Origin of the sequence: Kitasatospora hibisci (genome assembly GCF_043950205.1) — a bacterium.
GTDB classification, from domain to species: Bacteria; Actinomycetota; Actinomycetes; order Streptomycetales; family Streptomycetaceae; genus Kitasatospora; species Kitasatospora hibisci.
In genome coordinates this window covers 884,721-909,161 of record NZ_CP171642.1, presented here as the reverse complement: position 1 = coordinate 909,161, position 24,441 = coordinate 884,721, and the positions used below count along the sequence as shown (strand labels likewise).

Below are 24,441 nucleotides of genomic sequence, written 5' to 3'. Positions count from 1 at the left end.
CTGACCTGTGCGGTGGGCACCCTCCCGCACTGTGGACGGTGCCCACCGCAGACCGTCAAGCCGGACGGTTCTGCTGCTCGATGTACTGCCGGACTATCGACAGCGGCGCGCCGCCGACTGATCCGGCGAAGTACGAACCGGACCACAGACGCTGTGCCCGCCAGTAGTGCTTGACCAGCTCGGGGTACTCCTGCCGCAGCCGGCGCGAGCTGACGCCTTTGAGCGAGTTGACCAGCTTGGACAGGGCGACCTTCGGCGGGAAGTTCACCAGCAGGTGGACGTGGTTGTTCTCGCCGTTGAACTCGACCAACTCCACCTCGAAGTCGGCGCACACGTCCCGCATGATCTCTTCGAGCCGGGTCAGATGCCGCTCGGCGAACACCTTGTGACGGTACTTCGTCACGAAAACCAAGTGCGCATGCAGGGCGAAAGCGCAGTGCCGACCAGTGCGGATGTTCTGATACTCAGCCATAAACCAAAATGGTACGGTGCTGACCGTGCAGCTCAGGTACAGCTTCCGCGTGTACCCGAACGGGCCTCAGCGTTCCGCGCTGGCCAGGGCGTTCGGGTGTGCACGGGTGGCCTTCAATGATGCCCTCCGGGCACGTGAGACCGCCCGCGCCGCCGGGCTGCCGTTCATCCCGTCCGGCGAGCTGTCCAAGCAGCTCACGGCCGCGAAGAACACCCCCGAACGGGCATGGCTCGGCGAGGTGTCCGCCGTGGTGCTGCAACAGTCCCTCCGGGACCTGGACACCGCCTACCGGAACTTCTTCGACGGCCTCAAGGGCATGCGCCCGAAGATGGGACCGCCCCGGTTCAAGTCCCGCAAGGACACCCGGCAGGCGATCCGCTTCACCGCGAACGCCCGATGGAAGATCACACCGGGCGGCGACCTATCGCTGCCGAAGATCGGCGACGTGCGGGTGAAGTGGTCCCGCGCCTTGCCGTCCGTGCCATCCTCGGTGACGGTGATCAAGGACAGCGCAGGCCGGTACTTCGCCAGCTTCGTTGTCGAGACGGACCCCGAGATCCTTCCCGAGACCGAACCGGTCACCGGTCTCGATCTCGGCCTCGGACACTTCGCCGTCCTCTCGGACGGGCGGAAGATCGACGCCCCGAAGTTCCTCCGGCGCGCAGAGAAGAAGCTCAAACGCGCACAGCAAGCCCTGTCCCGTAAGGCCAAGGGCAGCAAGAACCGCGAGAAGGCCCGTCACAAGGTCGCTCGCAACCACGCACGGGTGGCCGACGCCCGGCGCGAGTTCCACCACCAGGTCTCCACCGGACTGATTCGCGAGAACCAAGCAATCGCGGTGGAAGACCTGGCGGTCAAGGGACTCGCCCGCACACGGCTCGCCAAGTCCGTGCACGACGCCGGATGGTCGGCGTTCGTCACCATGCTGGAGTACAAGGCCGCGAAGTACGGCCGGAACCTGATCAAGATCGGCCGCTTCGAGCCGACCTCCCAGGTTTGCTCCCACTGCGGCGTCAAGGACGGCCCCAAGCCGCTGAACATCCGCGTCTGGCAGTGCCAGGCGTGCGGCGTCTGGCTGGACCGGGACGTCAACGCCGCCGTCAACATAGCCACGGCCGCCGGACTGGCGGTGTCAGCCTGTCGAGCGCGGGTAAGCCGGGGACCCGTCCCCGCACAGCGCGAAGAAGCAGGAACCCACCGAGACGGTCAGACGACCGTGGTAGGAATCCCCGCCCTTTAGGGCCTGTTCCAAGTTCGGATCATTCGGGTTTGAGGCTGCGGAGCCAGATGACGGCACCGCGCAGGTGGAGTCCGGCGAGGTAGCTGGCGGGGGTCTTGTCATAGCGCGTGGCCAGGCCCCGCCACTCCTTGATCTTGTTGATGCAGCGTTCGACGGTGCTGCGCTCCTTGTAGAGCTCCTGATCGTGGGCAACGGGGCGACCGCCGCGTGAACCCCGCTTCTTACGATTGGCGGCCTGGTCGGCCTTCTCCGGGATGACCGCCCTGATCCGGCGGCGGCGCAGGTAGTTGCGGTTGGCGCGGGAGGAGTAGGCCTTGTCGCCGGCTATCGCGTCGGGTCGGGTGCGGGGTCGGCCGACCGGGACGCGGACCTTGATTCGCTCGACCACCTCGATGAAGCGCGGGCTGTCAGCAGACTGTCCGGGCGTGAGGACGAACGACAGTGGCCGGCAGCGGCGCTCGGCCGCGAGGTGGGTCTTGGTGGTCAGCCCACCGCGCGAGCGGCCCAGTTCGGCCGCCCGTAGCCGGGCTCTACGGCGCCGGCGGACACGGCGGCGTTCCTCACGTGCCGGGTCGTCGACAGGGGGTGCCGCCTCCGCTAACGAGGCATTTTGCCCCTTTCGCGAAGCCCCTTTTCCTCCGCGACGGCCTTCTCCAGCTCCTCCAGGAGCGCGGAGTCGACGACCATACCGGCCGCGTGGTGGTGTGCGCGGGCGACTGTGGAGTCCACGCTGACCAGGCTGAGATCGACCTGCCCCCGAGCGGCGGCCTCGGCGATCATCCCGTCCATCAGCGTCTGGAAGGTGCCCGACAGCGCCCAGAGCTGGAACCGGCCATAGACGGTCGACCAGGAGCCGTAGCGTTCAGGGATGTCACGCCACGGACTCCCGGTCCGAAACCGCCACATCACCGCGTTGAAGTGCCTGCGCAGGTCCGGGATCGGGCCGCGCTCGCCCAACGGCAGAAACGGCTCCACCAACTCCCACTCGGCATCAGTCAGATCACCACGCGTCACGCCGAACTTCTACCAGGACGCAACCGCCGAGCGTCCGGAAACGGCGAAACCGAAGATCTGAACTTGAAACAGGCCCTAGGGCGGGGAGCGGAAGTCAAACCGTGATGGAGTGGCCCGCCGGGACCGGCAGGAGCGAGCCGCTCCCCACCACCCCGCAGGACTGCCAGCCGGTGGAGAACATCCGGACCGGGAAGATCAGGCCCGCGGCCTCCGCGAAGGCCGCCGGCAGCGTGATGCCGGCCAACGCGGGCGGCACAGGCGCCGGCATCCTCCTCAACGGTTTCGAGGGCGACGGCGCGAAGCAGGTGCTGTCGGAGCTGAGGACCGCGCTGAAGAGCTGCACCCACTACGAGGGCGGTGTCCCCAGGCCGGCCACGGCCGCGGCGCTGCCCGCGCCGGCCCTCGGCGACGAGGCGGTCTCCTACACCCTGGCCTACGGCACGAACACCCACGAGGTGACGGTCGTCCGGCAGGGAACGGTGGTCGCCGTGTTCGCACCGGGCAACCTGTCGGGCAGCGGCAAGGGCGGCCCGGCGATGAAGGTGCCGCAGGAGGTGGTAGCGCGCCAGCTGGAGAAGCTGCGCAAGGCGGCCGGCTGACACCCGCTCGCCGGCCCGGGGCGACGCCCGGCCCGGGCCCGCCCGGGCGCCCCGGCCGGGCGTCGCCCGCTACCGCCGTCGCTACGCCGTCCGGGTGGCCGCCTGCTTGATGGCCTCGCGGATCCGGGGGTACGTGCCGCAGCGGCAGATGTTCTGGATCTGGTCGATGTCGGCGTCGGTGGGAGTGGGGGTCCGGCGCAGCAGGGCGACCGCGGTCATGATCTGTCCGGGCTGGCAGAAACCGCACTGCGCGACGTCGCAGGCCAGCCAGGCCTCCTGGACGGGGTGCAGGGTGTCGCCGTCGGCGAGGCCCTCGATGGTGGTGACCTGTCGGCCGGCGCAGTCCTTGACCGCCACCGTGCAGGGCTGGAACTCCGCACCGTCCAGGTGGCTGGTGCAGGCGCGGCAGACACCCACCCCGCAGCCGTACTTGGGGCCGGTGACGCCGAGCTTGTCGCGCAGGACCCAGAGCAGGGGCATGTCGTCCGGGGCCTCGACGGTGACCGGCTGCCCGTTGAGGACGAAGGTGTGGCTGGGCATGGGGGGTCGGGGCCCTTCAGAAGTCGATCGGGAACGAGCGCGGGCTGGTGCCGGTCGCGCGGGCGTAGGCGTTGGCGACCGCGGCCGAGGCGGCCGGTACGCCCAACTCTCCTGCGCCTCCTGGAGATCCGGTCGGCGGCAGCAGGTGGATCTCCACCGACGGAGGGCTCTGCCGCTGCCGGGCGTAGCGGAAGTCGGCGTAGCTGCCCTCGCGGACGGCGCCGTGGTCGATGTGGATGCCGGCCTGCAGCACGACCGAGATGCCGTCGATCAGGGCTCCGGTCAACTGGGCCTCCAGACCGCGGGGGTTGACCACCCGGCCGACGTCGGCGGCGACCACCGCGCGGGTGACGCGCGGCTGCTTCGGGTCGGTGGCGTCCAGCTCGACCAGGTAGGCGACCCGGCTGCCGTGCTCGTCGTGGTAGCCGATGCCCTGGGCCTGGCCGGGGGGCATCGGACGGCCCCAACGGCCCGTGTCGGCGGCCTTGTCCAGCACGGCCCAGGCGGCTGCGCCGCGCAGACGGGCCCGGCGGAAGGCGACCGGGTCCTGGCCGAGGCGGCGGGCGAGTTCGTCCATCATGATCTCGTCGGCGACCCGGACAGTGCCGGAGTAGACCGAACGCCAGCTGCCGGTGGGCACTTCCAGCGGGACCTCGGCCAGCAACTGGGTCGGGATGCCGACGTCGTAGGGGTTCTTCTCGCTGAGCAGGAAGAAGGCCTGGGCGAGGCTGAGCCCGGCGACCGAGAGGTCGAAACCGGCGGCGGTGAGCGCTTCGCCGAGGCCGTGCCGGAAGTCGGTGGCCACGGTGGCGGCCCGGTGCTCGTAGGTGAGCACCTGGCCGAGGGCGTGGGTGGCGCGGATCCGGTGGTGGCTGGCGGGGCGCATCCGGCCGTGGCGCATGTCGTCGTTGCGGGTCCACATCAGCTTGACCGGCCGGCCGGCGGCGCGGGAGACCTGGGCGGCCTCCAAGGCGGCGTCGAAGAAGAGCCGACGGCCGAACGAGCCGCCGCCGCGCACCACGTGGACGGTGACGGCGTCCTGCGGCAGGCCGAGCTCGGCGGCGATGGTCTGTTGGGCGACGATCGGGGTCTGCGCGGCGAACCAGAGCTCGGCGCGGCCGGGGCGCACGTCGGCGACGGCCGTCAGCACCTCCATCGGCGCGTGGTTGACGAAGGCGAAGTCGAACTCCGCGTCCACGTACCGGGTGAGCAGCGGCGGGATGAGGAACGGCGCGTGGGCGGCGCGCAGTGCGGCCTTGATGTCGGCGGTGGAGAGGGCGGCGACCGGTCCCGGGTGCCAGGTGGTGACCAGGGCGTCGCGGGCCTTGAGCGCCTGGTCGAAGGTCTCGGCCAGCACGGCGACGCCGGTGGGGATCCGGACCACGCCGAGCACGCCGGGCATCGTGCGGGCGACGGAGGCGTCCAGGGACTTGAGGGTGCCGTTGAGGGTGGTGGGGCGGGCGACCACGCAGGGCACCGCGCCGGGGACGGCGAGGTCGCCGGCGTACTCGGCCCTGCCGGTGACGATGTCGCGGGCGTCGATCCGGCCGGTCGGCCGGCCCACCAGACGCTGCTGGTCGGGGGACTTGGGCGCGGCGGAGACGGCGGGGACGGCCACCTTGGCGGCTTCCGTGGCGAGTTCGCCGTATCCGGCCCGGCGACCGTCGGGGGCGAGGACGGCGGAGTCGGCGGTGCGCAGGCTGTCCGCGGGCAGCGACCAGCGGCGGGCGGCGGCGGTGACCAGCCGGGCGCGGGCGGCGGCGGCCGCGGCCCGGACCGGGTCGTACAGCGAGCGGACCGAGTTGGAGGCGCCGGTGAGCTGGTTGAAGAGCAGGTCCGGGCGCCCGTCGGAGAGCGGGACGTCCACGTCGGTGAGCCGGGCGTCGAGTTCGTCGGCGACCAGCACGGCGATGGCGGTGGTGAGGCCCTGACCGACCTCCAGGCGCGGCAGGTGCAACGCGGTGCGACCGTCGGCGGTGACCTCCAGCACCAGCAGGTGCGAGGTCGGCAGGCCGGCCAGGATCAGCGCGTCGCCGAGGTCGATGACGTCGGGGATGCCGGGCAGTCCCAGCAACTGGGCTGGGGCGGAGGCCGGTTCGGCCGCGGCGCGGACGGCGGCCCGAGCGGTGGCGGGTGCGCCGGCGTCCAGGCCGGCCCGGGCGGCGACGGTGAGGGTGGGCCCGGCCAGCAGGTAGGTCAGGAAGCGGCGCCGGCCGGGGTGCGGTGAGTCCGGCGCGGCGGATCGGCTGCCGGGGGCGGCGGGGGCGGCGGGGGTGGCGGGGGCACCCGGAGCGGCGGGGGTCTGCGGCGTGCCGGCCGTGGCCGCGTCGGTGGGTGCGACGGGGGTGCTGATGGGAAGAGCCCTTCGAGCCGGTGACGGCTCCGGTCGGGCGGGCCCGGGCGGCCCCGGCCCCGGTGCCGGATCGCGAACGCGGACGAGCATAGGAGCGGGCAATGGGGCGGTCAACACCGTCACTTCGGCCGGGCGCGGGCATCCGGTGGTCCGGATGGGCCGGACACGGACGGCACCGGACTGGCCCGGGTGCCCGGGCTACCGCCGTCCGGGTGGCGGCCCGTCCGCGTGCGGACGACAGTTCGAGCCGCGCCCGACCGTGCGGCGGGCGCCGTCGGGCACGCGCGCGGGCACTTCTGTGTGCGGGCCCTCGGGCACCCGCCGGGCGCCGGCCGCCGGACACCGTCTGACCCGAATCCGCAGGTAGTGCGGCGTACGTCGGGCTGATACGGCGACAGGTGCCCGTGCTGGTTTGAGATGATCGAGGTTCTCTACGCCTAACCACTCAACCTGCAAGGACACCTGTCTGGTGAAGAAGATATCGCGTCGTCGTACCGCCTCCCGCACCTCCGGCGGGCGCTGGACCAGGTTGGACGCTCGGGTGGGTGGGGTGGACGGGTCGCTGACCGAGAACGGCGGCCTGGTGCTGGTGGCCGAGCTGGACCGGGTGCTGGGGGTCACGGCCGCTCTTGACGCCGGGATCGGGCCGGTCAAGGTACGTGATCGGGGCCTGTCGGGTGGGGAGTTTGCGCTGGCAACGGCGGTGGTTCAGCTGACCGGCGAGGACCACCTGGTCGGCTTCGACCGGCTGCGCGCGGACGTGGTGGGCGAGGGGCTGCTGCCCGCGCCACTCCCGGCCGCGACCACCGCCGCCACCTTGGCGGCACGCTTCGGCCAGGTGCAGCGCGAGGGCATCGAGACCGCGTGCGCCAAGGTCACCGCCCGCGCGCTCGCCGCGCTGCCGGCCAGGGATCGGGCCCCGATCCTGTCCGGGTCGGTCACTATCGACCTGGACGCCAAGGACGTCGAGGTGTTCTCCACCCGCAAGGAACGGGTCGTCCGCTCCTACAAGGGCGAGGTCTCGGGGCGGGTGCACGCCGCGCACTGGGCCCAGGCCGGCACCGTCCTGGCCGCCGATCTCCTCGACGGCCGCTCGGACGGCCGCACCGTCGCCCCTGCCCAGATCGACCGGGCCGTGGACGCCGTGCGCACGGCCGGAGCCACCGGGCAGATCCTGATCCAGGGCGATACGGGCTACTACGCGGGGAGGGTCGCCGAGAAGATCGTCGCCCGCCGGGCGCTGTTCAGGCTTGCCGTACCGCGAAGCCGACCGCTGTGGCGGGCGGTGGCCGCCGTGCACGTCGACGACTGGATCGACGCCCTGGACTACCCGGCCGCGCAGGTCGCACTGTTGGACTACGCGCCACCCGGCTGGCCCGAAGGCACCCGGGTGATCGCGCGACGGGTGCGCTACGACGCCGCCGAACTGTCCGCCGACCCGCGCTCGCGCCGCTCGCGCACCGTCGGCAAGGACCAGCTCGCCCTGGTCCTGGAAGGCCTGGAGGAACAGGCATACGCCTACTCGTTCATCGCCACCAACGAGCCGTTGGACCTGGACGAGGAGGTCGCGGTGGCGGAGTGGGAGTTCCGCCGCCGCACCAGGATCGAGGAACTGTTCCGCGACACCGCGCACGGAGCCGGACTCAACCACCTGCCGTCCGGCTCCCACGCCGTCAACAGCATGTGGATGTGGGGCGCGCTGCTGGCCTACAACCTCACCGCCTGGCTGCAGACGCTCGCCCCGATCGGCCGGGCCCGCCGCCGCATCGCCACCGTGCGACGGCTGCTGATCCGCCGCGCCGCCCGCTGGACCACGACCGCCCGCCGCCACGAACTCCACTTCACCGCCGAAGCCCGCGAGCTGATCGCCAACACGCTGGCCCGGATTCGAGCCCACCGGCACCTGACGGCCACCTGACCTACCGCCCCTACCGGCCCGAACCACCCATCCCCGCCCTGGAAAGCCGTCCACCCGGCACGACAGCCGGACCGTCGGCCTACCCGGAAACCCTGAACCCGGGCCAACGGCCAGCACAGAGATCAACTGACGGACCGTCGGCCACTACCTGCGGATTCGGGTCTGAGCCGACCGTCGGACTCGCTGAAGTGGCCCATGATCCCGAGCTCCGGCTGGACCTGCCCGGTGGTCCACCGCTCTCCTAGGATCGAACCTGCCAGTCAGGAACCCCTGCGGAGGGTTCCCGTGAGGAACGGTCGGCCCAGGGGGCCGCGGCATCGAGGAGTCCTGTGTCGCCCGTACGTCCCGTCCCGCCCGCCGGTCCGCAGCGCACGCTGGCCGTCGCCCAGTTGGTCGGCTCCATCGGCGACGGCGCCTACTACACCTGCTCCGCGCTCTACTTCACCCGCGTCATCGGCATGTCCCCGACCCGGCTCGGGGCGGGCCTCGCCGTCGCCTGGGCGATCGGCTCGCTGGCCGGCGTCCCGCTGGGCCACCTGGCCGACCGGCGTGGGCCGCGCGGCACCGCCGTCCTGCTCGCCCTGGCCTCCGGCACGGTGGTGGCCTCCTTCCTGGCGATCCGCTCCTTCTGGCCGTTCCTGTTCGCGGTCAGCCTGTACGCCACCGCGCAGTCCGGCCTGGCCGCCGCCCGGCAGGCGCTGGTCGCCCGCCTGGTCGCACGGGCGGAGCGCACGGCGCTGCTGGCCCGGTTGCAGTCGACGCTCAACGCGGGCCTCGCCCTCGGCGCGGCGCTCGGCGGCGTCGTCCTGAGCAGCGGGAGCCGCGCGGGGTACCTGGTCGCGTTCGCCGTCACGGCGGTGGGCTTCGTGGTGAGCGGGCTGATGCTGCTCCGGCTTCCGGCCCCCGCTCCGGCGCCCACCGAACCGCTGCCCGCCGGGGCCGGACCGCGCTCCGAGCGGAAGCTCGCCGTGCTCTCGGACCGGCGCTACGCCCTCGTCACCCTGGTCAACACCGTGCTGCTGCTGCGGATGCCGCTGCTGAGCCTGGTGATCCCGCTCTGGATCGCGGCCCGGGCGGAGAGCCTCGGCTGGCTGGGGCCGGTCCTGTTCGTCCTCAACACCGCCGGCGTGATGGCGTTCCAGGTCCGCACGGCGCGCGGCGTCACCGGACTGCGCTCCGCCTCCCGCACCGTCCGCGACGCCGGCGCCTTCCTACTCGCTTCGTGCGCCGTGTTCGCCCTCACCGCGGCGGACGTTCCGCTCTGGGCGACGGCCGTACTGCTGCTGGTGGCGGCGACGCTGCAGTTGGTCGGTGAGATGAAGCAGTCCGCCGGCTCCTGGCAGATCAGCTTCGACCTGGCCCCCGTCCACCAGACCGGTCAGTACCAGGGGTTCTTCGGCTCGGGCGTGGCGGTGGCGCGCACCGTCGGACCGCTGCTGCTCACCACCCTGCTGCTGGAGTGGGGCGCGCCCGGGTGGCTGCTGCTGGGCGGGATCTTCCTGGCGGCCGGCTGTGCGATGGGGCCGGCGGTGCGCTGGGCGGAGCGTGACCGGCCGGGCGTGGTGGCGGTGGTGCCGGTAGCGGAGGTCCCGTCGGCGGAGGCGGCGGAGGCCTCGGACGTGGCTGCCGTGGGGGCGCGGGCCTGAGGTCGACGAGCCCCCGGAGGGCGACCCCACCCGTGGCGGGGGTCCGCCACCGCGGAGGCCTCGACAAGTTGGCGATGGACCGTCACTCAAGGCAAAGGAACCGTCAACTTGCTCCCTGAGCAGCGAAGACGCCGGAATACCGGCGTCCGCACGGCGGAATCCGCCGTTCTCGATGCTCTTCCCCTCCGGAGCAACCACTGCCAGGCTGGCCGGGTTTGCAGAACCGGAGGAGGTTTCGTGTCCCGCGTGTCACGCATGTCCACTGCGGCGTTGGCGATAGCCAGCGCGTTCGCCCTCGTCGTCGGCACCGCCGACGCGGCGTCCGCCGCGCCCGACCCCGGCGCGGTCGCCTCGGCCGCCGAGGCCCGCGTCGAGCCGGTCGCCTGGACGCCGTGCAACCCCGACCCGACCAAGCCGGACCCGGGGATCTACGACTGCGCCGTCTACCCGGTGCCGCTGGACTACGACGACCCGTCCGGCGAGAAGATCGGCATCGCGATGATGCGCCGCCGCGCCGCCGACCCGGCCAAGAGGATCGGCTCGCTCTTCCTCAACCCCGGCGGTCCGGGCGGCAGCGGCTACCTCTGGGCGACCACCACCCGCTTCGGCAAGGACGTCCAGGACCGCTTCGACCTGGTCGGCTTCGACCCGCGCGGTGTCGCCCGCAGCAACCCGCTCAAGTGCTTCACGACCGACGAGGAGGCCGCCGCCGTCTTCGACCGGCAGGTCGGCGTGCCCGTCACCAGGGCGGAGGTCGACGCCACGCTCGACGCCACCGAGGACTACACGGACGCCTGCTCCCGCAACGCCGGCCCGCTCATCGAGCACATGTCCACCGAGAACGTCGCCCGCGACCTCGACCGGATGCGCCGGGCCGTCGGCGACAGGCAGCTCAGCTACGCCGGCTTCTCCTACGGCACCCTGATCGGCGCCACCTACGCCAACATGTACCCGGACAAGGTCCGCGCGGTGATCATCGACGGCAACGTCGACCCCAACCTGCGGCTGCACAACGGCCTGGAGTACGACCGGCAGCGTGCCGCAGGCTTCGAGCTCGCCCTGGACGAGTTCCTCAAGCGCTGCAAGGCGGCCGGTGCCCCGCGCTGCGCCTTCGGCGAGGGCGACACCCGGGCCAGGTTCGACGCGCTCCGCGACCGCCTGCGCACCTCCCCGGTCAGCCTGTCGGACGGCACCACGGTGACCCTCTCCAGCTTCACCAGCCAGGTCGCCAGCGCCCTCTACGCGCAGAGCCGGCAGGCCCCGCTGGCCAGGTCGCTCCAGGCTCTGGACGACGCGATCGCGCAGCAGGGCGCCCCGTCGCTGGTCGCCCCGAAGGTCGCCGGAGACGACGCCAAGGCGCTGGCCGTGACCGTGCCGTCCGCCCTGCGCGAGGCCTTGCCGGAGACCCCGTACAGCGCCGACGACTCCTACTACGGCGTCAACTGCCAGGACAAGCCGTACCCGTCCAACCCGCGGGTGTTCGCCAACCTGGCCCGCTCCTGGGAGAGGGAGTCGCCGACCTTCGGCCGCTACCAGGCCTTCGACGCGCCCGCCTGTGCCAGCTGGCCTGCCCCCGCACGTGATGCCGAGCGCTACTCCGGCCCGTGGAACCGCCGCACCGCCAACCCGGTCATGGTGATCGGCAACCTCTACGACCCGGCCACTCAGTACGAGTTCGCCGAGCGCATGCAGCGCCAGCTCGGCAGCGCAGTGCTGGTCACCGTCGACGTGGTCGAGCACTGCGCCGTCGGCCGCAGCGCGGAGCTGGGCAAGCTGGTCACCTCCTACCTGGTCGACAAGACCGTGCCCGCGCCCGGTCAGGTGCTGAAGCCGGACGCGGAGGCCTTCCCGCCCGTCTCCTGACGCCGACTCACCACGGCTCACCGCGAGGGCCTGCCCCGGGCGCAACCGTCCCGGGGCAGGCCCCCGCCGTTCGGGCTTCGGGGCCGGGGTGGTGTACAGGGCCGGCGGGACATCGGGTAGGTTCCTAATCGGAACTCAGTGAGTATCGGAAAGGAACCCGATCATGTCCATGGAGCCCCGCCGCCCGGACCCGCAGCAGACCTGGACCGCCGTCGACGGCTACTTCAACGGTCTGCTGGTCGAGGAGGACGCCGCCCTGCTCGCCGCCGTCGCCGCCAGCGAGGCGGCCGGCCTGCCGCCGCACCAGGTCGCACCCAACCAGGGCAAGCTGCTGTCCCTGCTCGCCCGGGTGCACGGCGCCCGCCGGATCCTGGAGATCGGCACCCTCGGCGGCTACAGCACCATCTGGCTGGCCCGGGCCCTGCCCGAGGGCGGACACCTGGTCACCCTGGAGGCCGACGAGCGCTGTGCCGTCGTCGCCACCCGCAATCTCGAACGCGCCGGTCTGGCCGGCGTAGTGGAGGTGCGCACCGGCCCGGCCCTGGAGACGCTGCCGCAGCTGGAGGCGGAGGGCGCCGAGCCGTTCGACCTCGTCTTCATCGACGCCGACAAGCCCGGCAACCCCGCGTACCTGGAGTGGGCGCTCCGGCTCACTCGGCCCGGCAGTCTGATCATCGGCGACAACGTGGTGCGCGACGGCGCGGTCACCGACGAACTCAGCACCGACCCGCGGGTGCAGGGTGTCCGTCGCTTCACCGAACGGCTCGGAGCCCACCCGCGGTTGACCGCGACCGCCGTGCAGACGGTGGGGGAGAAGGGGTACGACGGCTTCGTGCTGGCCCTGGTCACGGGGTGATCGGCCATGCGGTCGGGCAAGCGCCCTCCCGTCAGAGGTCTCCGAGAGGGAGGCCCGGGTCGGCGAGGGCCTTCGGGTCCACCGTCCGGCCCCCTCGGCCGCCGGGGTCGTGCCCGTCAGGCGCAGCCGGAGGCGGTGGATGCACACGGCGAGGGCGACCGAGCCGGTCTGGCCTCTGACCGAGCAGGGTGAGGGAAGATTCGGGGCTTTCGGGCACATTTCGCGACAACCGCGGAGGTGGGGTAGAAGAAGCGGCCAAAGGGTCGTCCAGGCCGTCGGTTCGGAGCCCCGGGCTGTTCAGTCCTCCGCGCTGTGTACCGTCCATCGGGTGAATCGCCACCTTGCTGATGCCCCTGACGGGCTTTCCCGACGGGCCCGATCCTTCGTCGCTGTACACGGCCTCCGAGTCGAAGGCCTGGGGGCCGAGCAGTATCGGGGCCGCTGGGTGGAGCACGGGATCCCGGCAGCGGAAGTCGACAGGGTCGTGGCCTTCGACGAGCGTTGGGGCGGCTTGGTACTTCCCCCGGCGCCGATGTATGACGGCGGGCCGAGGATCTTCCGCCCGGACACGCCGGAGGTGGCGCCGACGGGTGGGTGGTGGTTCGAGGCCGGAGACCAGCGGACCGCGGTGCCCTTCTCCTTCATGATCGGTCCCCGAGGCGAGTTCGGAATCCACGCCGAGCGGTGGGTGGCGCTGCATGCGAGCGTCGAAGGATGGGTCGAGTCGGTCGCACTCGCTCATCACGCGGCCATGTGGGCGAAGCGGATCACCAAGGTCGCCGGAGCGGACGTCGACGCCCTTCAGCTCGGGCTCTACGAACCGGTTTCGGAGGTGGCAGCACTGGCCGATGGGTGGTGGCGAGGAACGGACTCACTGATCGCGGTTTACAAGGGCGAGGCCGAGTGCTTCGCCAAACCTGCATACCGGACCGCCGTCATCTACTCCGGCCTCGACGAGTGGGGCCTGCACGGCTGAGCCGTTGCGATCGCGTTATCTGGGACTGTTGCCGAATTCTGTGATCATCGGTCAAACCGCCGCCCTGTGCACACCGCACGGCGCACGACTATCGGGATCGGCCCTCCACTCCACAGGCGAGCGCTGTTGCGCGAGAAGGACACCGAACTGCTACGGGAACTCACCACGGCCTGTCAGGAGATGGCCGAACTCGCGAACCTCACCGGCGCTGCCCACGCCGATTCGGCGGCCGCAGCTGCCGAAGCCGCCGCCGCACACGCCGGGGACGCCGCCACCGCCGCGAGCACCGCCCAGGCCGCCGCTTCCGACTCGGCCGCGAGCTCCGCCACCCAGGCACACAAGACCGCCGCCGCAGCCAGGCCTCCCTGCTGCGGCGGAACAAGGGGGATGAGGTCGCCCCGTGGAGTGCTGAGCCGGTCGTGGTGGACTTCGGCTCGGGCCGGCGGGCCTCCCAGGCCGGGCAGGCCCCCGACCGTGGACGCGAGGAGGAACTCCCCGACTTCAGTACGCTCTTCCCCATGGAGCCCCCGCACTGCGAGGACGAACGCTGCCGGTGGCAGCTGACCCCCCCGCACGGCAGACCTCCTCCACACCGCGCTGTCGCGCCTGGCCGACGAGGCGTACGACGACGCCGAGGAACTCGGCGACGGACGCCTCGTACCGGACGAGCACGAAGGTAATTGGGGCGTGTTCCCGCGACTGCCGAAACTGACCTTCGCCACCGACCTCCAGTGGCGGCGCCGCTTCGCCCGCGCCGCCGACGACCTCGCCGACGACCTCGAACACGGCCACTGGCCGCAGCCGACCTGCACCGCCGAGGAACTCGCCCTGTACCTTGCCATCGACGACGCCCGCGACCGGGTCGACGAGCTCGAGGACGACCCCGACGAGACCGGGGTCGACACCCACAACACGCTGCCGACCCACCGCGACGACTACGACTTCGGCGCCTGCACGGACATGTTCTTCCAGGACACCGACGTCCTCATGCTCTATAGCCCCCGCTTCGACGGCATCGAGGACCCCGACGGGGACGCCAACCGTCAGCTCGGCGTGGGCGACCTGCGCGCGCAGTCCTGGTTCGAACCATTCGGGAACATCACGGCCCGCGACCCCCACCGCGGCTTCCGCCGCTGAAACAGCCGCGCCCGCGGAGGGGCGGCGGGCTGGGGCACACAAAGTGCCTCCGCCCGCCGTGGTCGTGTCCCTTGACGTGGTGTAGTGGTCGTGCGCCAACGGTCATGAAACGGGCGGGAGTTCGTCGCGGGTGCGCTCGCCGGGGTAGATCTGGTCCATGCTTCCCTCGGGCAGGTAGCGGCGGGGGAAGGCGATCCATTCGTCGTGCATCTCGAACAGCACGGCAGTGACCAGCCGCAGGAGCGCATCGTCGTTGGGGAAGACCTGGACGACGTCGGTGCGGCGTTTGATCTCGCGGTTGATCCGCTCCAGTGGGTTGGTGGACTGGATCTTCTTCCAATGTCGCTCGGGGAAGGCCGCGAAGGCGGTCAGGTCGTCCTTGGCCTCCAGCAGCATCGCTTTGACCTTGGGGAACTGCTTGCCGAGCATCTCGGCGACGGTGTCCAGCTGGGCCCGGACCGCGGCCTCGGCCGGCTGGGCGAAGATCGTGCGGATCGTCGCGGCGACCATCTCACCGGCCTCCTTCGGGATGATCGCAAAGGCGTTCCGCAGGAAGTGAACCTGTACGTAATCAAGTTGCTGGTCGTGTTGGCGTGTTGGACGTGGCGGTGCTGGCGAGGAGGGCTTCGGCAGTGCGGTGGGTCACCGGTGCCGGCGGGAAAGTGATTCCGTCCTCTTCCAGCAGTGGGCGGACGTCGCGGAAGGCGTTCGTGAGGGTTCCCCTGCTGATTCGGAAGAGCTCGGTAAGGACTTCTCCGGTGCAGACCTTGCGATCCATAAGCACGGTGGCCAGGACTCGCTCGGCGTCGGTGATCTTCTGTCGGAACACCCCGGCGCGGGTCCCAGGCTGACGGTGCCCACCGCGCTGTGTGAAGCGCCGTCGTTCGACCAGTGCGGCCTGCCGCTTCGAGAGCCGGTCGATCAGAGCGTGGAGGGCGGTGCGGCTCATGCCGGTCAGTGCCGGGTCGGAGAGCTGTTCCGGCAGCAGGGGCCGGACTTCGCTGGATGACATTCCGGTGTGCAGGAACGCCACCAGGTGGTCCGGCTTGGTAAACCGGACTGTGGACAGCCCGACACCGATGCCGGTGTCGTCCAGCAGTCGGCGCGTGTCGCCGATGGCCTTGCTGATCGTGCGGTCGCTGAGCGCGAGCATGTCGTACAAGACCTTCTGGGAACAGACCTGCCGCAGGTAGAGCACGGTGATCAGCACCTTGTCGGGGCCGGTCAGCAGGGGCCGGCCGTGGTCGCCGGGTGCCTGGCGCCGTCGCCCGCCACGCTGCTGGTAGCAGCGTTCTTCCCGCTGTGCTGCCTGCACGGGAGCCAGCCGGTCGCTCAGTGCGGCCAGCTCTTCCCGCGTCATCCCGGTCAGCAGCGGGTCGGCCAGCATCTCCAGGAACTCGGTGCGGGCCGCTTCCCCGGGCCGGTGGACCGCTTCGTGCTCGCTGGGGCCAGGGCCGACGGGGTGGATTGTGTAGTTCCAGGTTCCGCGCTCGGGGTGCTGTTCGATCGGGAGCGAGTCCAGGTACGTCTTGCTGACCGTGATGCCCGTGGGATACGAGCCCGGGTCGAGTTCGGCCTCGACCTGCAGCCCGGTGCGGGTCCGCGTCGCGGCGATGGTCTTGACGACCACTTCGTGGCTGGTCAGTGGGCGTCCGCGCCAGTTCATCGCGATATGGGAGAACAAGCGGTGCTCGACCTTGTTCCATTTTGACGTGCCGGGCGGAAAGTGACACACCGTGATGGCCAGGCCCGTCTCGGCCGCCAAGGCGGCCAGTTCGGACTTCCAGACACGGTAGCGGTAGCTGTTCGAACCGCCCGCGTCCGCGGTGATCAGCAGGCGGGTGGCCTGCGGGTAGTCGCGGTGGCCGCGGGCCTGCCACCAGCGGCGGATGGAGGCTACCGCGAAGGTGGATGTGTCGTGGTCGACGCCGACGTTGACCCAGCCGGTATCGGCGGTCAGGTCGTAGATGCCGTACGGGATGGCCGCACCGCCCTTCGGCCCGGTGAAGAAGCTGTGGTCCTCCACCTGGACCGGGTCCCCCTTCGGCCGCCACTGCCGGCCCACGTTCGGCAGCTGGCCGAGCATCTCCTTCTTCTTCGTGTCCACGCTGATCACCGGCTCGCCGTCAGCCTGCCGCTGCTTGACCTGCTCGTTGATATAGCGGAACTGGGCGTCCCGGTCCGGATGTTGCTTGCCCTCCAGCGTCTTGGCCTGGGCCTGCAGGCTGAATCCGTTCTCCTTCAGCAGCCGGCCCACCGTCATCGCCGAGACGGGGTGACCCTGGCGGGTCAGTTCCTGGGCCAGGCTCCGCAGCGATTTCGTCGTCCAGCGAAGTGGCGACATCGGATCGCCTCGCTCGTCCGGCTCGACCAGCGCCATCAGGGCGGACAGTACCCCGGAGTCGACCTCCTCGGCGCGTTTGCGTCCCCCGCCCGGCCTGCGTACCCGCCCTTCGGAAAGCGCCACCTCGCCGGACTCCAACTCGAAGACGCCTCGGCGGACCGTCGTCTCGCTCACCTTGGCGGCTCGGGCGACGGCCCGGATGCCGCCATGCCCGAGCAGCCTGGCCTCCGTCGCACACAACAACCGTCGCTGCCGCTCGTTCAGATGCGGCAGCAACACCATGAATCGCACGGCGAGTTGGCCGTGCACCCCCTCCGGAAGCGCCATACCAGGTCAACGACGCCGGCAGACGGAAGCGACGCTTTGTTTCTCTACAGGTTCAGTGAACGCGACAGCGCTGATAGGCGGCACCGAGCATGACCTTGCGGATCGCCTTGACCAGACCGCTGTGGTGATCGCCGATGACCAGCCGGACCCCGGACAGGCCGCGCTCGCGCAGGGAGCGCAGGAACTCGGCCCAGAACACCTCGGTCTCGCTGTCGCCCACCATCACCCCGAGCACCTCGCGGCCGCCGTCCTCGGTGATCCCGGTGGCGACCACCACGGCCCGCGAGACGATCTGGTGGTTCACCCGGGCCTTGCAGTAGGTGGCATCGAGGTAGATGTAGGGGAAGCGGGTGTGGCCCAGGGGCCGGATCCGGAAGGCGGTGAGCTGTTCGTCCAGGTCCGCGCAGATGCGGGAGACCTCGCTCTTGGAGACGCCGGTGTCCGCGCCGAGGGCTTTGACCAGGTCGTCGACCGAGCGGGTGGACACGCCCAGGACGTAGGCCTCCATGATGACCGCGTAGAGGGCCTGGTCGATCCGGCGACGTCGTTCGAGCAGGCTGGGGAAGAAGCTGCCGGTGCGGACCTTGGGGATGGCCAGGTCCAGATCGCCGGCCTGCGTGGTGAGCGTCTTGTCGCGGTGGCCGTTGCGCCAGGTCGTGCGGGCCTCGGTGCGCTCGCCCGGCTCCGCGCCGATCCGGGCGGTGGCCTCGGCCTCGATCAGCTCCTGCAGCATCCGCTGGGCGAGGACCCTGATCAACTCGATTCCGTCCGCCGTACGCAGTGACTCCATGAGGCGGAGTAGGTCAGACTGGGACAAGGCCATCGCGTACCTCCCGAGTGAGTGGTGTGCATCGTGAAGGTGCAGGTCACAGGCCTGGTGTGCGTCGATGTCGGCGTGCTCGCGCTGGTCATGGGCGGATGACTTCGGCGAAGATCGTCGGTCAGCGGGCGACTTCCCGGTTCGTCAGGACCAGCAGGGCCCGCACCAGCGCGGTCGCCCACTTCGGGTCGGTGCGGACCTTGCCGAGCACGCGCCAGTTCTTCAGGTGCGCGAAGCCGTGCTCGACCGGGGCCCGGACCGCGGCCAACGCCTTGTTGGACAGCTTCTGCCCCCTGGTCAGGGGTCGGTTGCGGGCGGCCTTGTAGCCGGTGATCACCGCCGGGTCGGTGTCCGGGGCGCTGTCGTCGAGGCCGACGAAACCCAGGTCGGCGATCGCGCCGAGGCCGGCCGCGCGCAGATGAGCGGTGAGTTTGTCGTGGCGGCAGGCGGTGATCTCCGAGGTGCGTCCGGGCCGGACCGCGGAGATCCACACGAGTCGACCCCGGTCGTCGGTGAGTGCGATCACGAGCAGGCCGTGGCACTTGTGCTTGCCGGAGTAGTTCTTCCGGTTCGCGGTCCCGGTGCGGCGGCGGGTGCGTATCAGGGAGCCGTCCAGCAGCACCACCCCGCCACCCGATCGGGCGATCTTCTTCAACGCCCGGTCCAGGCGCGGGGCACGGGCGGCCAACAGTCCGACGACCTCCCGCACCCACCGGGTGACGGTGGTGCGATGCACCCCGTTCCCGCCGGCCAGGTCGCCGGGCCGCTGGTCACAGCGCAGCACCGCCAGCACGATCCCGGCGATCCTTCCCGCGGGCAGGGCCCGCCACCTGGAGCCGATCTTCTTGCAGTGGCCGCGTATCAGGTCGGCGAGCCAGTTCAAGGTGGCGCTCGACAGCGGCAGGCGGGCGGTGTAGACAAGACCGTCAGGGCCCTCGGCGAGACCGTTGTCTTTCTTCACACCAAACTCAACCGCCGTCGAGGGCCCGCTGGTTACGCCTCACGGGTGCCTGCATCCGGCGCGGCTACAGGCGTGCGGTGAACTTCCCGTCGCCGCGTTTGTGCAGCCAGCCGCGGTCAGCGAGTTTGACCAGCTTCGCCCGCAGCGGCTCCAGCTTCCCGCGCACCTCCACCTGAAGGCCCAGCTCCTCGCCCACCGCCCGCACCTGCACCGGACCGCCGGCAGCCCGCACGATCGACAGAATCCGGCGGTAGTCACCGGGAAGCGCGGCCTCGTTCACGCCGTCGCTCCGGTGCGGGACAAGCAGCACCGCACGCCCGCCGACCTGCGCCGACGTCGGCGCGGCGGCAGCCCGCTCCTCGGCGATCCGCTCGCCCATCCGTGCCAGGACCCGCTCGGTGACCGCGAGTTCGTCCCGCTCGGCCCGCACCCGGTCCAGCTGCTTGACCAGCCCTTCTTCCAGTCCGTCCAGTTCCGCGCGGCGCGCGGCGATCCGTTCCAGCACCTCGGGGTCCACCATGCCCGGGAGCGTACGAGCATCGCGGACGGGAACAGACCAGAACCCGCGAAGACCTCCCTGCCAGACGATCTACCCGACAGACTGCCGCCCGCGACCAGCACGAGCATCCCGCCACGGAATCACACCAGGCCCGTGACCTGCACCTTCACGATGCACACCACTCAGTGAACTCGCCGTTCTACTCAGAGAGTTGCGCGATGGCTGCCCCATGACCAGGGGTTACTCCAAGATCTCTGCTACACCACTCCACGGGACGCCATCCGCAGCTGAGGCAGTCACCGTGCGGACCGTCTGCCAGCTGGACGAATGCCCGGTTTCGGCGGTGCGGTGGCATCGTCGATGGATCTGGCGGAAACCGGCGGTGTACGCCGGGGGCGCAGAAGAGGGGCGTTCGCGCCGCGGGCCGGTCAGCGGCCGCCCGTCCTCCGCCAGCCCGTCCAAGCCGCAACAAGCCTCGCATCACGGCGATTCATCAGAAGCGTGAACCGGGACTGCGGTCGGGCTCTACCCTCTCGTCGGACGGGAAGGAAACGGTGGGTGACAGGTATGACTTCCGGCGAAGGACGATCGCGGCGGCAGGACGGCACGGGTACCGACGACGACAGCGACAGCGGTCTTGCGTTCCTGATGGGCTTCTTCGCGCTCGGCATCGTCGTGCAGACCGGGGCCTGGCTGTGGGGCCATCCGCTGGCCGCCGCCGCAGCACTCGGCGGTGCCACCGCGGTATTCATCGCCTTGCGTCTGGCACTTCGGCGCACCGCCCTCGGCCCACCGCTGCGCCGATTCCTGAGGCCGCTGTGGGCCATGGTCCGCGCCGGCATCGCCATGCGGTTCACGCTCGCCCGCACCAGGGCCGCGGCGTCCGTCACCGGCCATATCGACCAGTGGGCCCACTGACCAGTGCGTCAGGCGACGCCCGCGGAACCCGCCGCGTCCTACACACGGCGCTCCCTCGACTACACCCTGGAGACGTTCGAGGCCGCCACACCGACCCGCTTCGAGGAGATGTGCCGCGAACTGCTGGAACGCGACGGATTCATCGACGCCGCACGGGTCGGTGGCGCCGGGGACCTCGGGGCCGACGTCGTCGCAGTGGACGGGCTGGGACGGCGGGTGGTGCTGCAGTGCAAGCGGCACGCGACCCCGCTGGGGTCGGAGGCCGTCCAGAGGTTCAACGGGACCGCCCGGCCCATCCACGGCGCCGCGGTCCCGGTCGTCGTGGCGCTCAACGGCTTCACCGAACCCGCTGCCGCCTTCGCCACCCGGTAGCACCTCCACCTCGTCGACCGCGAACGCCTCGCCCGCTGGGGCGCCGGCCAGCACCTCTACCAGGTCCTCGACATCGATCCCGGGCCGGGGCGGCACACCTGACAGCCGAGCCCCGACAACGGGAAGACTCCCTCCCCGGCATCCGCAGCACCCGGGCGCCAGGACCCTGGCGAACGGTCGCAGGTCCGTGAGATCACATCTCTGCACGATCTTCCGACAGGGCGGCCACCACCCGCCGATCTGCGGCCAAGGTCACTCCACGACCGGTAAGGGGGCCCGTGCTGCCAGACTTCAACGACCGCGGGTATCTACCGCCCGGCCGCTACCGGCTGACCATCACGCAGTCCGCGGAAGCCTTCGTCCATGCGGAGCTCTTCCAAGCCTCCACCACCCGGTCCCACGTCTGGCAGGGCCTCCAGGAGTACCTCTACCAGTTCATCCACCTAGTGCCGCATCAGGCAACGTTCGCCCTGTCTACGATCTCGCGTAGCCGTTCGTCGGCGGCGTGCTTGTTCCGCCAGATGATGTAGCGGCGGATCATGCTGCCCTGTTCCTTGTGGCTGGCGTGGTCGGTGCCGTCCAGGGTGAAGTACCGCAGGGCGGTGAACTGGGCCTCGATGCGGTTCAGCCAGGAGGAGTTGGTCGGGGTGTAGGCGATCTCGACGTTGTTCGCCGCCGCCCACGTCCCGACCCGCTGGCACCGCTTGGTCGTCAGATGCGGCGAGTAGTTGTCACAGACGATCGCGATCCGAATGTCGGCCGGGTACAGGCTTCGCAGATAGCGGCAGAACTCCAGGAACTTCGACCGGTTCTTGGTCTTCTTGACGTGTCCGTAGAGCTTGTCCTTGGCCAGGTCGTAGGCGGCGAACAGGTGCCTGACCCCGTACGGGCGGGTGTAGGTCGCCCGCCGCCTGGGCCGGGGCTCCCTGTCGGGATCCTTGCCCTTGCCACCGCGCTCGGCCCACTGCCGACCAGGGTGGGGCTGAAGGTTGAGCGGACCGAACTCGTCCAGGCAGAAGACGACTTCGGGTTCGCCCTCCTCGGGTATCACCTCGCCGTCGGCGATCGCGTACAGGTGCTCGACGCGGGCCTTCTTGATCGCGTAGTCCGGATCGCGGGAGGCCTTCCAGGTCTTCACACGTTGAAACGAGACGCCCTCCTCGCGGAGCAGGACTCGAAGGCCCTCGTGGCTGATGTCGTCGACCACCCCCTCGGCGACCAGGAAGTCGGCCAGCTTGACCAGGCTCCAGGTCGAGAACGGCAGGCCGTGCTCGGCCGGCTTGGACTTGGCGATCTTCTTGATCTCGCGGCGCTCTGGCAGAGTGAACGTCTTTGGCCGCCCGCCCCGGTACTTCGGGTAGAGCGCCTCGAAGCCGTCGGCGTTGAAGTTGTGGATCACGTCGCGCACCCGGTCCGCGCTGGTGAACGTGACCTCGGCGATCTTCGCCACGGGCATGCCCTGCGCGGACAGCAGCACCATCTGGGCCCGCCGCCAGGTCACCACCGACCCGGTTCCCCGGCGGACGATCCGCAGCAACCGTCTGCCCTCGTCGTCATCGATCTCCCGGACCTGCACGCGTTCAGCCACGTGATCATTCTGATGGTTCGGTGTCGCCGGCGCAGCAACCGGACGTCGCGTCACAACGAGGCGAACGTTCCCTGAAGCGGCACTAGAGGAGCAGTTCGAGCCGCTGCTCCAGGGCCGCGAACTCATCCACAGCGTGTGGCTGGGAGGCAGCTTCGTCAGCGCCAAGCTGGACCCTCACAACGTGGACGCCACGCTACTCATGAACCCCTACGCCGAGCGGGCCATTCGAGGCAATCCCGGCTCGAAATGGCTGACGACCGCCTTCGTCGGCGAGGGTTGTACGCCCACGGAATGAAGCCCTGGCCACCGAACCGGTCCCGTTCGTGCGGCTCGCAGCGATGATCGGTTGGCTTCTCGCCGACCAGGGCTCCTGTCGTGTCTCAGACCCGAATCCGCAGGTAGTGGCGGAGGCTGGTAGCTGATACGACGACAGGTGCGCTTTCGGTTTGAGAAGATTGAGGTTCCTACGCCTAATCGACTCGAACGTGAAAGTGCACCTGTCTGGTGAAGACGATATCGCGTCGCCGTACCGCCTCCCGTACTCCCGGTGGTCGCTGGACCCGTCTGAACGCCCAGGTGGGCGGGGTGGACGGGTCGCTGACCGAGAACGGCGGCCTGCTGCTGGTTGCCGAGCTGGACCGGGTGCTGGGGGTCACCGCCGCGCTGGACGCGGGGATCGGCCCGGTCAAGGAGCGCGACCGGGGCCTGTCCGGGGGCGAGTTCGCGCTGGCCTGCGCGGTGGTGCAGCTGACCGGAGAGGACCACCTGGTCGGCTTCGACCGTCTGCGCGCGGATGCGGTCGGCGAAGGGCTGCTGCCCGCACCGGTCCCGGCTGCTACCACAGCCGCCACGCTCGCGGCCCGGTTCGGGCAGCCGCAGCGGGAGGGCGTGGAGACCGCGTGCGCGAAGCTGACCGGGCGGGCGCTGGCAGCGCTGCCGGTCACCGAGCGGGCCCGGATCCTGTCCGGGCGGGTGACCGTCGACCTGGACGCGAAGGACGTCGAGGTGTTCTCCACCCGCAAGGAACAGGTGGTCCGCTCCTACAAGGGCGAGATCTCCGCACGGGTGCACGCCGCGCACTGGGCCCAGGCCGGCGTGGTACTGGTCGCGGACCTGCTGGACGGCCGCTCCGACGGCCGCACCCACGCCCTCGGCCAGATCGACCGGGCCGTGGACGCCGTCCGCGCGGCCAACGCCACAGGACAGGTCCTGTTCCAGGGGGACACCGGCTACTTCGCGGGCAGGGTCGCCGAGAAGATCGTGGCCCGTGGCGCGTTGTTCCGGCTCGGCGTCCCACGCAGCACGGCGCTGTGGCGAGCGGTCGCCCGCGTGCACGAGGACGACTGGATCGACGCCCTCGACTATCCCGACGCGCAGGCCGCCCTGCTGGACCACGCACCGGCCGGCTGGCCGGAAGGCACCCGGGTGATCGCCCGACGAGTCCGCTACGACGCGGCCGACCTCTCGGCCGACGCGCGCTCGCGTCGCTCGCGGACCGTCGGCAGGGACCAGCTCGCCCTGGTGCTGGACGGCATCGCCGATCAGGCGTTCGCCTACTCGTTCTTCACGACCAACGAGGTGCTGGACCTGGACGAGGAGATCGCGCTCGCGGAGTGGGAGTTCCGTCGCCGCACCGAGGTCGAGGAACTGTTCCGCGACACCGCCCACGGCGCCGGCCTGAACCACCTGCCCTCCGCGTCCCACGCCGTCAACGCCATGTGGATGTGGGGCGCGCTGCTGGCCTACAACCTCTCCGCCTGGCTGCAGATGCTCGCACCCATCGGCACCGCACGCCGTCGCATCGCCACCGTCCGTCGCCTGCTCATCGCCCGCGCCGCCCGGTTGACCAGCACCGGTCGCCGCCGTCGGCTCCGGTTCACCGCCGCAGCGGCCAGCCTGATCGGCCAGACACTGGCCCGCATCCGAGCCCACCGCCGCCTCCAGTCCGCCTGACCGACCGCCCCGACCGGTCCAGAACCACCCGCCACCGCCTTGGAA

General features: G+C 70.7%; 19 protein-coding genes and 3 pseudogenes. 12 read left to right on the top strand and 10 right to left on the bottom strand.

Annotated elements, in window-relative coordinates; all coding sequences use genetic code 11:
• Window positions 1–55: 55 nt before the first annotated feature.
• A complete protein-coding gene (gene tnpA / locus ACF9IK_RS04180; protein ID WP_395292292.1) occupies window positions 56–472 on the bottom strand; it encodes an IS200/IS605 family transposase in 417 nt (138 codons plus the stop codon).
• A 25-nt stretch (window positions 473–497) separates the two neighbouring features.
• Between tnpA and ACF9IK_RS04175 the strand changes: the two genes are divergently transcribed.
• Window positions 498–1,712, top strand: a complete 1,215-nt coding sequence (locus ACF9IK_RS04175; RefSeq protein WP_395298428.1) for an RNA-guided endonuclease InsQ/TnpB family protein — start codon at window positions 498–500, stop codon at window positions 1,710–1,712.
• A gap of 19 nt (window positions 1,713–1,731) precedes the next feature.
• Here ACF9IK_RS04175 and ACF9IK_RS04170 read toward each other — a convergent pair.
• Window positions 1,732–2,726: pseudogene (locus tag ACF9IK_RS04170) on the bottom strand (IS5 family transposase).
• A 101-nt stretch (window positions 2,727–2,827) separates the two neighbouring features.
• On the opposite strand from ACF9IK_RS04170, the gene ACF9IK_RS04165 reads away from it, so the two are divergent.
• The gene (locus tag ACF9IK_RS04165; protein ID WP_395292878.1) at window positions 2,828–3,325 is read left to right on the top strand and encodes a hypothetical protein; all 498 of its coding nucleotides are present in this window, start codon (window positions 2,828–2,830) and stop codon (window positions 3,323–3,325) included.
• A gap of 81 nt (window positions 3,326–3,406) precedes the next feature.
• Here ACF9IK_RS04165 and ACF9IK_RS04160 read toward each other — a convergent pair whose 3' ends face one another.
• Both ACF9IK_RS04160 and ACF9IK_RS04155 read right to left on the bottom strand, forming a co-directional pair.
• Window positions 3,407–3,865, bottom strand: a complete 459-nt coding sequence (locus tag ACF9IK_RS04160; protein WP_395292877.1) for a (2Fe-2S)-binding protein — start codon at window positions 3,863–3,865, stop codon at window positions 3,407–3,409.
• Window positions 3,866–3,881: 16 nt separating this feature from the next.
• Window positions 3,882–6,308: a xanthine dehydrogenase family protein molybdopterin-binding subunit gene (locus ACF9IK_RS04155; RefSeq protein ID WP_395292876.1), complete on the bottom strand. Its 2,427-nt coding sequence runs from the start codon at window positions 6,306–6,308 to the stop codon at window positions 3,882–3,884.
• A 379-nt stretch (window positions 6,309–6,687) separates the two neighbouring features.
• On the opposite strand from ACF9IK_RS04155, the gene ACF9IK_RS04150 reads away from it, so the two are divergent.
• The 6 genes from ACF9IK_RS04150 (at window position 6,688) to ACF9IK_RS04125 (ending at window position 14,614) form a co-directional block, all read left to right on the top strand.
• Complete coding sequence (locus ACF9IK_RS04150; RefSeq protein WP_395292754.1) at window positions 6,688–8,136, top strand: IS1380 family transposase; 1,449 nt, start codon at window positions 6,688–6,690, stop codon at window positions 8,134–8,136.
• 329 nt (window positions 8,137–8,465) lie between these two features.
• Complete coding sequence (locus tag ACF9IK_RS04145) at window positions 8,466–9,782, top strand: MFS transporter (protein ID WP_395292875.1); 1,317 nt, start codon at window positions 8,466–8,468, stop codon at window positions 9,780–9,782.
• Between the two features lie 237 nt (window positions 9,783–10,019).
• Entirely contained in the window at window positions 10,020–11,645 is a 1,626-nt protein-coding gene (locus ACF9IK_RS04140) for an alpha/beta hydrolase (RefSeq protein WP_395292874.1), read from the top strand.
• Between the two features lie 163 nt (window positions 11,646–11,808).
• The gene (locus tag ACF9IK_RS04135) at window positions 11,809–12,501 is read left to right on the top strand and encodes an O-methyltransferase (RefSeq protein WP_395292873.1); all 693 of its coding nucleotides are present in this window, start codon (window positions 11,809–11,811) and stop codon (window positions 12,499–12,501) included.
• Between the two features lie 484 nt (window positions 12,502–12,985).
• On the top strand, window positions 12,986–13,477 hold the full coding sequence (locus tag ACF9IK_RS04130; protein WP_395292872.1) for a hypothetical protein: 492 nt from the start codon (window positions 12,986–12,988) through the stop codon (window positions 13,475–13,477).
• A gap of 687 nt (window positions 13,478–14,164) precedes the next feature.
• On the top strand, window positions 14,165–14,614 hold the full coding sequence (locus tag ACF9IK_RS04125; RefSeq protein WP_395292871.1) for a hypothetical protein: 450 nt from the start codon (window positions 14,165–14,167) through the stop codon (window positions 14,612–14,614).
• Between the two features lie 102 nt (window positions 14,615–14,716).
• Here the strand turns inward: ACF9IK_RS04125 and ACF9IK_RS04120 are convergent.
• The 5 genes and pseudogenes from ACF9IK_RS04120 to ACF9IK_RS04100 form a co-directional block, all read right to left on the bottom strand.
• Window positions 14,717–15,178 (bottom strand): annotated as a pseudogene (locus ACF9IK_RS04120) (transposase); the annotation flags it as partial.
• 7 nt (window positions 15,179–15,185) lie between these two features.
• Complete coding sequence (locus ACF9IK_RS04115) at window positions 15,186–17,285, bottom strand: ISAzo13 family transposase (protein ID WP_395292870.1); 2,100 nt, start codon at window positions 17,283–17,285, stop codon at window positions 15,186–15,188.
• Window positions 17,286–17,340: 55 nt separating this feature from the next.
• A pseudogene (locus ACF9IK_RS04110) lies at window positions 17,341–18,108 on the bottom strand (IS256 family transposase); the annotation flags it as partial.
• A gap of 118 nt (window positions 18,109–18,226) precedes the next feature.
• A complete protein-coding gene (locus ACF9IK_RS04105; protein WP_395292869.1) occupies window positions 18,227–19,066 on the bottom strand; it encodes a transposase family protein in 840 nt (279 codons plus the stop codon).
• Window positions 19,067–19,130: 64 nt separating this feature from the next.
• On the bottom strand, window positions 19,131–19,586 hold the full coding sequence (locus tag ACF9IK_RS04100; RefSeq protein ID WP_395292868.1) for a hypothetical protein: 456 nt from the start codon (window positions 19,584–19,586) through the stop codon (window positions 19,131–19,133).
• A gap of 546 nt (window positions 19,587–20,132) precedes the next feature.
• Here ACF9IK_RS04100 and ACF9IK_RS04095 point away from each other — a divergent pair.
• From ACF9IK_RS04095 to ACF9IK_RS04085, 3 genes are all read left to right on the top strand, one after another.
• The gene (locus ACF9IK_RS04095) at window positions 20,133–20,483 is read left to right on the top strand and encodes a hypothetical protein (RefSeq protein WP_395292867.1); all 351 of its coding nucleotides are present in this window, start codon (window positions 20,133–20,135) and stop codon (window positions 20,481–20,483) included.
• A gap of 3 nt (window positions 20,484–20,486) precedes the next feature.
• On the top strand, window positions 20,487–20,855 hold the full coding sequence (locus ACF9IK_RS04090; protein WP_395292866.1) for a restriction endonuclease: 369 nt from the start codon (window positions 20,487–20,489) through the stop codon (window positions 20,853–20,855).
• Window positions 20,856–21,133: 278 nt separating this feature from the next.
• Window positions 21,134–21,385, top strand: a complete 252-nt coding sequence (locus ACF9IK_RS04085; RefSeq protein ID WP_395292865.1) for a DUF6932 family protein — start codon at window positions 21,134–21,136, stop codon at window positions 21,383–21,385.
• Here the strand turns inward: ACF9IK_RS04085 and ACF9IK_RS04080 are convergent.
• The gene (locus ACF9IK_RS04080; protein WP_395292864.1) at window positions 21,310–22,443 is read right to left on the bottom strand and encodes an IS630 family transposase; all 1,134 of its coding nucleotides are present in this window, start codon (window positions 22,441–22,443) and stop codon (window positions 21,310–21,312) included. The genes ACF9IK_RS04085 and ACF9IK_RS04080 overlap by 76 nt on opposite strands.
• Before the next feature lie 504 nt (window positions 22,444–22,947).
• Between ACF9IK_RS04080 and ACF9IK_RS04075 the strand changes: the two genes are divergently transcribed.
• The gene (locus ACF9IK_RS04075; protein WP_395292307.1) at window positions 22,948–24,396 is read left to right on the top strand and encodes an IS1380 family transposase; all 1,449 of its coding nucleotides are present in this window, start codon (window positions 22,948–22,950) and stop codon (window positions 24,394–24,396) included.
• Window positions 24,397–24,441 lie beyond the last annotated feature (45 nt).